This is a genomic window from Yinghuangia sp. YIM S09857, from assembly GCF_051388915.1.
Lineage (GTDB): Bacteria > Actinomycetota > Actinomycetes > Streptomycetales > Streptomycetaceae > Yinghuangia.
This window is the reverse complement of the sequence record NZ_JBPKBH010000032.1, coordinates 1-12,230: the sequence shown is the minus strand read 5'-3', so window position 1 is coordinate 12,230 and position 12,230 is coordinate 1. Positions and strand designations below refer to the sequence as shown.

General features: G+C 71.6%; 11 protein-coding genes. 6 read left to right on the top strand and 5 right to left on the bottom strand.

Going from position 1 to position 12,230, the window contains the following annotated elements:
• The first annotated feature begins 145 nt into the window (after positions 1 to 145).
• The 4 genes from ACRX5S_RS39110 (at position 146) to ACRX5S_RS39095 (ending at position 5,130) form a co-directional block, all read left to right on the top strand.
• Complete coding sequence (locus tag ACRX5S_RS39110) at positions 146 to 790, top strand: amino acid ABC transporter permease (protein WP_436778043.1); 645 nt, start codon at positions 146 to 148, stop codon at positions 788 to 790.
• Positions 787 to 1,707 carry an amino acid ABC transporter permease gene (locus ACRX5S_RS39105; protein WP_436778042.1) on the top strand — a complete coding sequence of 307 codons (921 nt, stop codon included), beginning with the start codon at positions 787 to 789 and terminating at the stop codon, positions 1,705 to 1,707. The genes ACRX5S_RS39110 and ACRX5S_RS39105 overlap by 4 nt, the downstream gene beginning before the upstream one ends.
• Before the next feature lie 215 nt (positions 1,708 to 1,922).
• Positions 1,923 to 2,864 (top strand): glutamate ABC transporter substrate-binding protein, encoded by a 942-nt coding sequence (locus ACRX5S_RS39100; RefSeq protein WP_436778041.1) that lies wholly within the window; start codon positions 1,923 to 1,925, stop codon positions 2,862 to 2,864.
• Between the two features lie 553 nt (positions 2,865 to 3,417).
• The gene (locus ACRX5S_RS39095) at positions 3,418 to 5,130 is read left to right on the top strand and encodes an FAD-dependent monooxygenase (RefSeq protein ID WP_436778040.1); all 1,713 of its coding nucleotides are present in this window, start codon (positions 3,418 to 3,420) and stop codon (positions 5,128 to 5,130) included.
• A gap of 25 nt (positions 5,131 to 5,155) precedes the next feature.
• Here ACRX5S_RS39095 and ACRX5S_RS39090 read toward each other — a convergent pair whose 3' ends face one another.
• Entirely contained in the window at positions 5,156 to 6,265 is a 1,110-nt protein-coding gene (locus ACRX5S_RS39090) for an LLM class flavin-dependent oxidoreductase (RefSeq protein WP_436778039.1), read from the bottom strand.
• A 53-nt stretch (positions 6,266 to 6,318) separates the two neighbouring features.
• A complete protein-coding gene (locus tag ACRX5S_RS39085) occupies positions 6,319 to 6,930 on the bottom strand; it encodes a TetR/AcrR family transcriptional regulator (protein ID WP_436778038.1) in 612 nt (203 codons plus the stop codon).
• 407 nt (positions 6,931 to 7,337) lie between these two features.
• On the opposite strand from ACRX5S_RS39085, the gene ACRX5S_RS39080 reads away from it, so the two are divergent.
• Positions 7,338 to 8,300 (top strand): alpha/beta hydrolase, encoded by a 963-nt coding sequence (locus ACRX5S_RS39080; protein WP_436778037.1) that lies wholly within the window; start codon positions 7,338 to 7,340, stop codon positions 8,298 to 8,300.
• A 207-nt stretch (positions 8,301 to 8,507) separates the two neighbouring features.
• Here the strand turns inward: ACRX5S_RS39080 and ACRX5S_RS39075 are convergent, their stop codons facing one another.
• Both ACRX5S_RS39075 and ACRX5S_RS39070 read right to left on the bottom strand, forming a co-directional pair.
• Positions 8,508 to 9,353 (bottom strand): SDR family NAD(P)-dependent oxidoreductase, encoded by an 846-nt coding sequence (locus ACRX5S_RS39075; RefSeq protein ID WP_436778036.1) that lies wholly within the window; start codon positions 9,351 to 9,353, stop codon positions 8,508 to 8,510.
• A 181-nt stretch (positions 9,354 to 9,534) separates the two neighbouring features.
• Positions 9,535 to 10,086 (bottom strand): DUF732 domain-containing protein, encoded by a 552-nt coding sequence (locus ACRX5S_RS39070; protein WP_436778035.1) that lies wholly within the window; start codon positions 10,084 to 10,086, stop codon positions 9,535 to 9,537.
• 288 nt (positions 10,087 to 10,374) lie between these two features.
• Between ACRX5S_RS39070 and ACRX5S_RS39065 the strand changes: the two genes are divergently transcribed.
• Entirely contained in the window at positions 10,375 to 11,010 is a 636-nt protein-coding gene (locus tag ACRX5S_RS39065) for a neocarzinostatin apoprotein domain-containing protein (RefSeq protein WP_436778034.1), read from the top strand.
• Positions 11,011 to 11,137: 127 nt separating this feature from the next.
• Here the strand turns inward: ACRX5S_RS39065 and ACRX5S_RS39060 are convergent.
• Positions 11,138 to 12,230: ricin-type beta-trefoil lectin domain protein (locus ACRX5S_RS39060; protein WP_436778033.1), on the bottom strand; the 1,093-nt coding region annotated here is incomplete at its 5' end.

Sequence of the window (12,230 nt, the reverse complement as noted above, 5' to 3'; positions counted from 1 at the left end):
GCCGCGTCCGACCGCACGCTCCTGAAGCGCGGCCTCCGGCACCTCGAAACCACGTCCGATCCAGACTTGCGGGGATCACCGTGAACATATGCCCTGACGCCGCCCGTTCGGCGCGCCCGGAAGAGGGCCGGAAGGCGGGCGCGCGATGAACGTCCTCACGGACAACTGGGATCTGCTCAGCGACGGCTTCGTCACCACACTGAAGCTCACCGTCTACTGCGGCCTCGTGGCCCTCGTGGTGGGCACGCTGCTGGCCGCGTGCCGCGTGTCTCCCGTCCCGCCGCTGCGCTGGTTCGCCACCGCGTACGTCACCGTCATCCGCAACACGCCGCTGACGCTGCTGTTGTTCGTCGTGGCGCTCGGCTTCCCGAAGCTGAACATCAACCTCGACTTCATCACCTTCGCGGTGATCGCGGTCGGCGGCTACACCGCGGCGTTCATCTGCGAAGCGGTGCGCTCGGGCATCAACACGGTGCCCATCGGGCAGGCCGAGGCCGCCCGCAGCCTGGGCATGTCGTTCAACCAGACGCTGAGCCTGGTGGTGCTGCCGCAGGCGATGCGGGCCGTGGTGCCGCCGATCGGTTCGCTGCTGATCGCGATGGTCCGCAACTCGGCGATCGCCAGCGCGTTCAACGTGCCCGACCTCCTCAGCACGCACAAGGAGATGGTGGAGAACAGCTACAACGTGCTCCTGGTCTTCTTCTGGATCGCGGCCGGCTACATGATCATCACCCTGAGCATGAGCGCGGCCTTCGCCGCGCTGGAGAAGAAGCTGGCGGTGGCCCGATGACCCAGCAGGCCACAGTCCTCTTCGACGCCCCCGGCCCCAAGGCCCGGCGCCGCAACCTCATCGTCGGCGTAGTGGGCGTGGGCCTGCTGGTCGGCGGGCTGGCGTGGGTCGTCTACCGGTTCGACCAGACCGGGCAGTTCAACAGCCGCAAATGGGAGCTGTTCCAGTACACCCGTGTGCAGAACATGATCCTGGACGGTCTGTGGGCGTCGCTCAAGGCGTTCCTGATCGCGGTGGTGGCCTCGCTGGTCCTCGGTGCCCTGCTCGCCGCAGGCCGGCTGTCCGAGCACCGCGTGGTGCGGTGGGCGGCGACGGCGTTCGTGACGTTCTTCCGTGCGATGCCGCTGCTGATCCTGATCTTCTTCCTGTACGTGACACCGGCCTACCTCGACAGTTGGCCCGGCTTCCTGGACTTCATCGACGAGGACCCGATCTGGCCGCTGGTCATCGGCCTCACGCTCTACAACGGCACCGTGCAGGCGGAGACCATGCGCGCGGGCATCCTGGCGCTGCCGAAGGGGCAGAGCGAGGCGGCGTACGCGATCGGCATGCGCAAGACGCAGGTGATGGCGTCCATCCTGGTGCCGCAGGGCATCCGGGCGATGCTGCCGTCGATCATCAGCCAGATGGTGGTGACGCTGAAGGACACGTCCCTCGGCTTCATGATCACCTACCCCGAACTCCTGCACGTCTCCAAGCTGCTGGGCGGGCAGCAGGACTACGAGTTCCCGTTCATCCCGGTGGCGATCGTCGTCGGCGGCGTGTACATCGTGATCTGCATGCTGCTCTCGTCCCTCGCGGTCTTCCTGGAGCGCCGGCTGAGCCGGGGACGCAAGGGGCGGCCGCCGCAGATCGAGGGGCCGGTGGGCGGGACGATCACGCCCAAGCCGGATGCGTCGGTGGAGGTGCCCGTGTAGGCGGGCGGTCCGACTGCGGTTGCTCCCCTGCTCCTTGGTGCTCGGCCACGTACTCGACGCCCCGCGACGCCACCCCGTCGCGGGGCGTCGCTCTGCGTCCGGCCGGTGTGTGGCCCATGATGTCCCCGGAAAGCTCGGTCCCCGGGGGAGATCGCGCGGTGCGGACCCGTGCCGCGGCATGCCCCCGAGGCGCGATCCCAGGGGGAGTTCCGGACATGACACTGCGTCTGACATTGCGTCAGGTCATCGCGGCCGCGGGCGTCGCGGCCATCGCGCTGCTGAGCGCCGGATGCGGGGGTGGGGGCAGCGGCGGGGGTGATGCGTCGAAGACCGGGACGCAGGCGCCCGCGGCGCGGCCCACGCCGTCACCGCCCGCCTACCCCGTGCGCGACGGCGTGGACCTGGCGGCGTCGCCGACGTGGCAGGCCGCCCGGGAGCGCGGCCACCTCGTCGTCGGCGCGAAGGACGACCAGCCGGGACTGGGCTACCTCGACCCGGCCACGCTGCGGCGGTCCGGCTTCGACATCGAGATCGCCCGCATGGTGTCCGCGCATCTGGGGCTGGATCCGGCGGCGATCGAGTTCAAGACCATCGCATCGGTGAACCGCGAGACGGCGATCGTGAACGGCGACGTGGACATGTACGTCGGGACGTACAGCATCACCGAGGAGCGCAAGCGGTCGGTCGCCTTCGCCGGGCCGTACTACGTGTCCGGGCAGAGCCTGCTGGTGCGGGCGGACGAACAGGCGATCACCGGAAAGGAGTCCATGGCGGGCCGGAAGGTCTGCTCGGCGAAGGGCTCGACGGCGTTCCGGCACCTTCAGCGCGAATTCCCCGAGACGCTCGCGGTGTTCTACGACGATTACAGCCAGTGCGTGGAGAACCTGCTGACCGGGGTGGTGGACGCGGTGTCGACGGACGAGGCGATCCTGAAGGGGTACGCGGCGCGCAGCCCGGACCGGCTCAAGGTCGTCGGGGAGCCGTTCACGACCGAGAACTACGGGATCGGACTCCCACGCACGGACACGGTGTTCCGAATGGCGGTCAACGAGGCGCTGGCGGCCAATGCGGCCAACGGCAATTGGAAGGCGGCGTACGACGCGACACTGGGGTTGTCGGGGGTGCCTGCTCCGGCGGTGCCGGAGTTGGAGCGTTGAGGGGTTGGGTTTGGGCTTGAGCGGGGGTTGGCGGAGTTTGGGCTTGGGCTGGGCGGGGTTTGAGCTTGGGCTCGGCTCGGCTGGGTTTGGGCTTGGGCTGGGCTCGGCTGGGCTTGGGCTCGGCTGGGTTTGGGCTTGGGCTTGGGCTCGGCTGGGTTTGGGCTTGGGCTGGGTTTGGGCTGGGGTCGGGCGGGGGTGTGACGTGGGCGGGTGTCGGTGACGGACGGGTGGGGCCGATCGGGATCCGCCGAGTCCGCCCGGTCGGCCTGCGGATGGCGGCGGACGGGCTGCCGGAACGGGTGAACTTCGCGGGCTTGGCAGAGCGTCCGGCGAGGCGTCCGGCGGGGTTGCCGACGGGGCCGTCCGGCGGAGGTCCGGGGCGTACGGCCCGGACGTACGGCCTCCTCGTGCCCGGGGCACGGCGCGCGCACGGCCGACGCGCCGGAGCGCGCCACCTGGGGACGCCACCCGCGCACCGGGCGCGTTGTCACACGACCCGCCTCCGGTGCCGGATGATTGCCTCTTGGACACCTGATCGTTCGGGAGGCTTCGCATGCCAGGCACCGCCGATTCCCACGCCCGCCGGGACTCGGTGATCGTCGTCGGCGCCGGACCGGCGGGGCTCGCGTGCGCGCTGGCGCTCGCCCGGCAGGGCGTCCGCTCGATCCTGGTCGACGCGGGCGACGGCACGGGGCGCGAGGGGTCGCGCGCGTGCGGGCTGGACGCGCCGACATTCGCGTTCGCCGCGGGCCTGGTCGCGGGGCGCCTGGACGGTGCCGCGCAGCCGTGGGGCCCGCTGCGGATCCGACGCCGGTCGAGCACCGTACCGCCGCCGCGCGACGCCGACAGCGGCCCGCCACCCGCTCCGGAGCGCTACGGCCTTCCCCAACAGGTGCTTGAGCAGGCGCTGTTGGACACGGTGGCCGCCGCCCCGCTGGTGACGACCGCATGGCGGCACCGCGTCGAGGCGGTCGAGCAGGACCAGGACACCGTCACCGTCACCACGCGCGGACCGGCCGGCCGGGTTCGGTGGCGAGCCGGGTGGCTGGTGGCCGCGGACGGGCACCACTCGTTCGTGCGCCGCGCGCTGGGCGTCAGGTTCCCGGGGCGTCCGCGCGTCGACCGTCTGCTGTGCGCCGACGTGAAGGTCGCCCTGCCGCGCCCGCCGTGGGAGGAATCGCCGCTGGAGCCCTGGCTGTTCGTGGATCCGCCGTTCCAGCGCGACGGCACGGTCCTCGCGCAGCCGCTGCCGCACGACATGTGGCGGCTGACCTGGCAGCTTCCGCTCGCGCACGGCGTCGCGAAGGCCGCGGACGCGACGACGCTGATCCCGGTGCACGGCGACCCCGCCGATCCCAAGCGCACGACGCAGCGGGTGCGGGCGGTACTGCGCACCCTCGACGCGATGAGCCCGGACGCCGACCCGAACGCGGACCCGGTCTACGACATGGTGTGGACCGGCGAGTTCGAGGTGCACCAGCGCCTCGCGCGGCGCTTCCGGACGGGACGGGTGCTGCTGGCGGGCGACGCCGCGCATCTGGTGCACCCCAACGTCGCGGACGGCACGGACCTGGCCCTCCAGGACGCCCGCAACCTGGCCTGGAAGCTCGCCCTCGTGCTGGGGCGGCGGGCGCCGGACCGGCTGATGGAGACGTACCACGGAGAGCGGCGCAGCGCGGCGCGGCGGAGGCTGGCGTTCGGCGAGGACGCCCTGCACTTCCTCAGCCCGCGCGGGCCGGCGCAGAAGATGGGCCGCAGGCTGACCCTGATGGGCGCGCGCAGCAAGGGGACCACGCTGCGGCGCCTGGACCCGCGGGCGCTGGTGGCCGATTCCGTTCCGGAGTACACCGGTTCGCCGCTGCTGACCCCGGGCGGCCCGGGGATCGGCGGGACGGTGGAGGAGGTGCCGGTGGTGCGTGCCGACGGCCGTCGGGCGCCGCTGTCGGCGTGTCTCGACCAAGGGCTGGTGGTTGTGCTGGTCGCGCCCGGCATAGAGGTGTGGGACGGGCCGCGCTGGCGGGACGCCGGCCTGATGCCGCTGCTGCGCGCCCGACTCGGCGAACTGCCGGTCGCGGCCGAGCTGGTGGTGACACACGAGTACCCGGGGGCGGCGGCGCACACGCTGCTGCTGGTCCGCCCGGACGGCTACCTGGCGGCGTGGTTCCCACCGGGCGAGGAGGACGGCCTGAACGCGGCGGCGCTACGCGCCGTGGGACGACGCGCGGCGGCGGAGGAGGTGACGGCGGCGGCGTCCGGAGGCCCCTGATCTCCGGACGCCGCGGCCGGGGCGGTCAGTCCTTGAACGCGGGCAGGACGTGCTTGCCCATCAGTTCGATCGAGCGCATGACCGCCTCGTGCTCGATCTTGTACGGGTTGACCAGGCACAGCAGGAGGTCGCACCCGGCCGCCTCGTAGCGCTTGGCGACCTCGACGCAGTGCTCGGGGTCGCCGACGATGGCCGAGCCGGAGTTCTGGAGGTAGTCGAAGGTGAGGTGGCTGAGCGCGCCGCTGCGGCGGTGCTCCAGGGGCCCGGCGGCGTAGCCGTACGTACCGAGCTCCTGCTCCTTCTCCTCCATCCACTCCGCGACGGACGCGATGAGGGCGCCGCCGTGGCCGACATACCAGACGCACGACTCGGCGGCCTGCTCGACCGCCTCGTCGGTCGTCGGCGCGCAGTGGACCATCGTGAACGTGGCCGCGCGGTCGTTGATGAACTTGCCCGCGGGGTTGACGCATTCGGCCAGCCCCTCGCGGTACATCGCGATACGCGCGGACAGTTCCTCGGGCGGCACGCCGACGGTGAACGAGCACAGCCCCAGACCGCGGCGGCCGATCTCCTTGTGCCCGTCCGGGCTCGACGTCGCGCCCCACATCGGCGGGTGCGGCTTCTGGAGCGTGCGCGGCAGCACCCGCCGCGGCGCACCCATCCGCCAGTACTCCCCCTGCGCCTGGTACTCGTCCTCGGTCCACGCGCCCACGATGTGGTCGAGGGCCTCGTTCCACATCGCCCGCGTCTCCGACGGGTCGATGTCGAAGCCCTCCAGCTCCGCCCGCGTCGAACTCCGTCCGGTGCCGAACTCGACACGCCCGTCCGAGATCAGGTCCAGCACCGCCGCCGACTCCGCGCTGCGGATGGGGTGGTTGTACGGCTTCGGCAGCAGCCGCACCCCGTACCCCAGCCGGATGTTCTCCGTCCGCGCGGCGATCGCGCCGTACAGCGTCTCGGGGTTGGAGCAGTGCGAGTACTCCTCCAGGAAGTGGTGCTCCACGGTCCAGAAGGAGTGGAAGCCCATCTTGTCGCCGAGGACCGCCTGCTCGATCGTGTTCTTGTACGCGCGGTGCTCGCTCTCCTCGTCCCAGGGACGGGCGACCGGTATCTCGTAGAACAGGGCGAACTTCATCGTGCTCCTCCTGCACTGGACGGTGTGGGCCTGGCGCGCCGTGCGGCGGGGAATCAGGGTGCGAATCCCCGGGTGATGAACTCGGCGACGAACCTGCGGACTTCGTCGGGGTCGTCGGCGTCGAACGAGCGGGCGGGGACGGTCACCAGCGAGATGAGCATGCGCATGATCCAGTCGGTGGCGCGCTCGACGGCGACGTCCTCGCGCACCTCGCCGCGCACGCGCGCCTCCTCGACGAACGGCACCCAGAACCCGTGCCACGCCGTCAGGACCCGCTCGCTGTGCGCGAGCAGCATCGTGGCGTCCTCCGACTCCCCCGGCCTCAGCCCGAGCCCGAGTTGGAGTTCGCCCGGTCCCATGGCGTGCACGTGCACGGCCGCCTCGGCGATCTGGTCGGCGAGCGTCGGCTTGGCACGCACCAGCGGTTCGACGGCCGCGACCATGCGCTCGGACACCCCGATGAGCACCGCCAGCACCAGCGCCTCGCGGTCGGCGAAGTGCAGGTACACGGTCCGGCGCGAGACGCCGGCCTGCTGGGCGACGTCGTTCATCGAGACCCGGCGGATACCCCATCTGCGGATGCAGTCGGTCGCGGCGTCCACGATGCGGTCCCGCGTCTCCGCCGCCCGGGCCGTGCCCGGAGCGGGTCCGGATGTGTTCTGCACAGGACTCTCCACAGGGCTCTCCACGGGACTCCCTCGTTCCGGCCGCCGCTCACCGGACGCGCGTCCGACGCCCCATCGGCTGCTCACTTCGCGACCTGTGCGCCACGCATCCGCAAAGCACCTGCCCCGCAGCCGCAACGCACCCGCCGCTCACCCGCTGCGCAAGTGCACAACTCTTGTATAACTGTGCAGCGACAAAGTCCAGGGGTACCGCCCCGTTGCCCGCACGTCGCCCGACGGGGGCTTTCTTCTTCCGCCGAAAGTGCTACCGTGCGTCGGATCGTCGCAGGTCAGAGGCTGTACGCCCGGGAGGCCCGGCCGGATCTCGACGCACCTGGGCAGATCCCGAAGAACGACCCGCACACCGCACTTCCGGCGCCACCCGTCCGCACCACCGGAGGACCCGCATGCCCGTCGTACCTCAGATCCAGTCGATACTCGACGCCCTGGCCGGCTCCCCGCCGCAGCCCGAGGGGTTGTCCCTGGAGGAGCGCCGCGCCGCCGCGCACAAGGGACTGGAGTCCGCGATCCTCGCGTTCGGCGAGCCCGCGCCCGAGGACGTGGCGCGCCGCGACGTCGAGATCACCGTCAAGGTTCCGGACCACGGGACCATCCCGGCGCGGGTCTACACGCCGCCGACCCCCGCACCGCGCGGCGGGCGCCCCGCGCACGTGTACTTCCACGGCGGCGCGTGGTGGCTCGGCACCCTCGACCAGTTCGACGCCGAGTGCGCGAACCTCGCTAAGCTCACGGACTGCGTCGTGATCTCCGTCGACTACCGCCTCGCCCCGGAGTTCGCCTACCCGGTGCCGTTCGAGGACGGCGTCGCGGCCTGGGTGTGGGTGCAGGAGCGCGCGTTCAGCCTCGGCGTCAACATGGACCGGATCTCCATCGGCGGCGACAGCGCGGGCGGCAACATCGCCGCGGGCGTCACCCTCGCGCTGCGGGACCGCCGTATCCCGATGCCCGTGTGCCAGGTGCTGGAGGTCCCGGCCACGGACCTGACCATGTCCCACCCCTCCGTCAAGGAGAACGGCACCGGCTACCTCCTCACCGAGAAGGCCATGCGCGAGGGCGTCGAGTACTACATCGGCAAGCACGGCGACGCGAAGGACCCGTATGCGTCGCCGCTGCATGCCGAGACCCTGCTCGGGCTGCCTCCGGCGCTGGTGATGACGTGCGAGTACGACCCGCTGCGCGACGAGGGCGAGGCGTACGGCAAGCGCCTCCAGGAGGCCGGGGTGCCCACCGAGATCCGACGCTGGGACGGCCTGACGCACGGCGCCGGCATGTACACCGCGCTGCTTGCGGAGGCCCGCGAGTACCGGCAGGTGCTCGTCGACTACCTGCGCGCCGCGCACAAGATCTGACGGGTCGCGGGTAGGCGGGCACCCGATACGCAAGCACCGTGAAACGCGCACACCCCCGGTACGCGAGCACCGCGATACGCGCACACCCCGGTACGGGCGCACGCAGCTTCACGCGTACGCCAGTTCACCGCTTCACCCGCGGGGCCGGTACGGACACACCGCACCGGCCCCGCGAGCGCGGCCCGGGTCCGTCCGGCCCCCGCGCGCTCAACCCAGCGGCGGCGTCTGCGGCACAGCCCCCGACAACTGCTCGCCCGGCCGGGCGAGCAGGTAGTCGGCGTACTCGGGATGCGTGAAGGCCAGGAAGCGCTCCTCGCGGATGGCCTCGACCACGGTCTCGGCCGCGAGCGCCGGGTCGATGCCGCGCCCCGCTGTCTCGCCGAGCGCGAGTTCCAGGAACTCGGCGTCCGGGGACGACGCGGCGGCCAGTTCGGCGGGTCGGTTGCGTGACGAGCCGGGCAGGCCGGTGTTGACGTTGCCCGGGCACAGGACCGTGGCCTTGAGCTTCGAACCCTGCGCCGCGAGGTCGTGGGCCAGGGTCTCGGTCGCGGCGTACGAGGCGAACTTCGAGATCGTGTACGCCGCGGAGTACGCCGGGACGAACAACCCGGCGGCCGACGACGTCGTGACGATGTGCCCCTCGCTGTCCTGCGCGATCATCCGCGGCACGAACGCGCGGATGCCGTGCATGACGCCCCACAGATTGACGCGCAGCGTCCACTCCAGGTCCGCGGGCGGACGCCCCCAGATCACTCCGCCGGAGAACACACCCGCGTTGTTGCAGAGCACATGGACCGCGTCGAACTGCTCGTAGGCGAAGTCCGCGAGAGCGAACACCTGTGCCTCGTCGCCGACATCGGCCACCTTGGCGGCCGCCTCAGCGCCGCGCTTGTCGAGGAGCTCCAGCGTCTCGTCGAGCACGTCCTCCTCGATGTCGGACGCCACGACGCGCATGCCCTCGGCCGCGAAGCGCAGCGCCAGAGCGCGGCCGATGCCGCTCCCGGCTCCGGTGACCACCGCCGTACGGCCCGCGAAATCGCGCACTATCCCCATCCCCCAGAGACTTGTCGGTGCCTCGCTCGTTCGGTGCTTCGGTACGCGCGCCGGGAGCCTAGACGAGGGCGGCGCGCTTTCCCAGAGAGCCGGCTGTGCACGAATCACCGTGCGTCGTCGGGCGCCCGAGTCGGGCTCGCAAGTACGGTCCTGAGCAGGGCTCCCGAGTAGCGGTCCCGAGTCAGGCTCCCGACGACGGACACAGGTGCGTGTTGGCAGCGCGCACGATCGCCTCCGCATGCGCGTTCGTCACGGTGTACCCGGGCCGGGCGAACTTCTGCTTCGTCTGCGTGATGAGCTTCGTGTGGTTCATGTGCGCGGCGATCGCCTGGCAGGTGGTACGCCCGCGCTCGACCGCCCCGGCCGGGTCCCCGGCCACGATGCGCGGGTCGATGGCGTCCAGGGCGGCGGCATAGGCGGCCCGCGACTCGGTGTCCGGCTGCGGCGGCAGCCCCGACGGCGCACCCGACGACCCCTCGGACGGCTTGCCGCTCTTCACCCCCGACGGCACCGACGCGTTCGGCGGTACCGCCGCGCCCGACGGGCCGGGCGTACCGGAAGCACCGGACGAACCGGGCAGCGCACCGCCGGACCCTTCGCCCGCGCCGTCCGCCGTCCCGGGCGCGGAATCGTCCCTGCCGTTGGCGTCCGCGCTCCGGCACCCGGTCACGAGCGGGGTGAGGGAGAGGGTCAGGACCAGGCCGACGGCGGCGGTGAGTACGCGGCGTTGCACGGCGAGCCCCCCGACTGACGTGTGGTGGAGGCACCTTACCCGGCGATGGGCGGAAAAGTCGCCGTTCTGCGAACTCCTGTTCCCACACAGGCGATAGCGTGGGCGCTCGGGTGTGCCCGAGCCCACGCGCGAGACCCCCTGTCCAGGTAAGTCTTGCCTAAGTTAATGTGATCGCGACAAGGCAGGACGACGCGCGGTCCCCAGGACCCCCGGTGCGCTCCCGCCGCATGTCCGGGCTGCCCCGGCCCAGAAGTACGCACGAACCTTCATCTCTGGAGTCCGCAGACCATGACGTCCTCGCGCCTCATCACCGGTCTCACCCTGACCGCCGCCGCCGCGGCCCTGACCGTGGGCTTCGCCGCCCCGGCGAACGCCGCGGGCACGCTGTCCGCGAACAAGACCAGCGGGCTGGCCGCGTCCGGTGAAACGATCAAGGTCACCGGCTCCGGCTTCGAACCCGGCAAGTCGCTCACCCTGATCAACTGCGTCCTCACGACGCAGCGCGGCGAGGGCTGCGACATGGCCGCCACGGCGCCCGTGCAGACCGACGCGCAGGGCGCGTTCACCGCCGACTTCGGCGTCAAGGGCACCTTCGGCGCGACCGACTGCACCAAGGTCGAGTGCGGTGTCGTGGTGTACGACATGGCCACCCACTCGCTCCCGGCCCGCCTCAAGCTGTCGTACGCCGGAGCCGCCGCGGGCAACGGCACCGCGGCCCCGAGCAGCGCCGCACCCGGCACGTCCGCACCCGCCACGTCCGCACCCGGCGGCACCACGGCGCCGACCGACAAGCCGCAGCTCCCCAAGACCGGCGGCTCCGACTCCACGCTGCCGCTGGTCGCGGGCGGCACCGCACTGGTCCTGGTGGGCGCGGGCGCGACCTTCGCCGTCCGGCGCCGCGGTGGCTCGAACCACGCTGCCTGACGCGGGACTTCACAAACCGCGAAACGCCGGGAGCGGCGGGCCGTGTCCGTGTGACAGACCCGCCGCTCCCGGCGTTCTCTCGGGTACGTCCCGGGGGCGTTCCGCACGTCCCCGGGGGCGTTCCCCGTCAGCCGGTGGGCACCCGCCACACCTGCCCCTTGCCGGAGTTCGGCGTGTAGAGCTGCACGATCGTGCTGTCCGCCGTCGAGCCGCCCTTGACGTCCAGCACCTTGCCGGTCGCCGGGTTGACCAACTGGCCCTTGGCGTTGAGCTGCCACTTCTGCGCGGCCGAGCCGTTGCAGACGTACAACTGGATCTTGTTGCGGATGGCGTTCTTGCCGCCGTAGTTGTCCAGGCACTTGCCCAGCGCGTTGATCGACCCGTCCCGGTTCATGATCCAGTTCTGCGCCGGAGTGCCGTTGCAGCGGTACAACTGGATCTGCGTGCCGTCCCCGAGCGCCGCCGACCTTACGTCGAGGCATTTGCCGCCGACGCCCACGATCGGACCCTGCGCCGGCGGCTTGGCACCGCCGTTGGCGGCGAGTACCCGGAGGCCCTGAAGGTCGAACTGCTGCACGTACCGTCCGGCCGCACGGTCCTTGTACGCGCTGCTGTGCGGTCGGCACATCACCGGCATCTCACCGGCCGCGCCCTTGGCGCAATCGGCTTCCTTCGCACTGTTGTTGGCGTGCGACAGACCCATAGTGTGGCCGAGTTCGTGCGCGACCAGGTTGGTCACGCTGGCCGCCCCCATCGACGGCGACGGGCCGCCCGTCGAGGTGAAGTGCTCGGTGTTGATCCACGCCTCGCCGCTCTGGACGGTCCAGTTCGAGTACCAGTTGAACGCGCAGCTGAAGCCCTGCGCGCCGGAGCCGTCCGACACTCCCTGGTAGCGCGTGCCGATGCCGGTGCCGCCGACCGCCTTGCAGGGCCGCTTGTAGAGGTGCACGACCACGTCACCCGCGGTGCGCTGGTAGGCGGTGCCCACCGGCTTGGGATCCACGGTGTAGCGGATACCGGTGACCTGCGACATGTGCGCCGCGATCGGGCGCACGTACGGTCCGAGCCAGTCCGCGGCCCGCTGGTCGCGGAACTTGAAGGTGTAGCCGGTGGCCAGCAGCGCCCGCGCGCCGCCGGACTTCCAGCCGAGGCCGGACGGCGGCGGTTCCGCGGCCGCCGCGGCGAACGGCATGGGCCCCTCGGGGATCGAGTGTTCGTAG

What these genes read in the sequence shown, in the direction of transcription:
- ACRX5S_RS39075 (WP_436778036.1), bottom strand. Translation starts at nt 9,353, where the DNA reads ATGGGGATAGTGCGCGATTTCGCGGGCCGTACGGCGGTGGTCACCGGA.
- ACRX5S_RS39090 (WP_436778039.1), bottom strand. Translation starts at nt 6,265, where the DNA reads ATGAAGTTCGCCCTGTTCTACGAGATACCGGTCGCCCGTCCCTGGGAC.
- ACRX5S_RS39080 (WP_436778037.1), top strand. Translation starts at nt 7,338, where the DNA reads ATGCCCGTCGTACCTCAGATCCAGTCGATACTCGACGCCCTGGCCGGC.
- ACRX5S_RS39110 (WP_436778043.1), top strand. Translation starts at nt 146, where the DNA reads ATGAACGTCCTCACGGACAACTGGGATCTGCTCAGCGACGGCTTCGTC.
- ACRX5S_RS39065 (WP_436778034.1), top strand. Translation starts at nt 10,375, where the DNA reads ATGACGTCCTCGCGCCTCATCACCGGTCTCACCCTGACCGCCGCCGCC.
- ACRX5S_RS39100 (WP_436778041.1), top strand. Translation starts at nt 1,923, where the DNA reads ATGACACTGCGTCTGACATTGCGTCAGGTCATCGCGGCCGCGGGCGTC.
- ACRX5S_RS39095 (WP_436778040.1), top strand. Translation starts at nt 3,418, where the DNA reads ATGCCAGGCACCGCCGATTCCCACGCCCGCCGGGACTCGGTGATCGTC.
- ACRX5S_RS39105 (WP_436778042.1), top strand. Translation starts at nt 787, where the DNA reads ATGACCCAGCAGGCCACAGTCCTCTTCGACGCCCCCGGCCCCAAGGCC.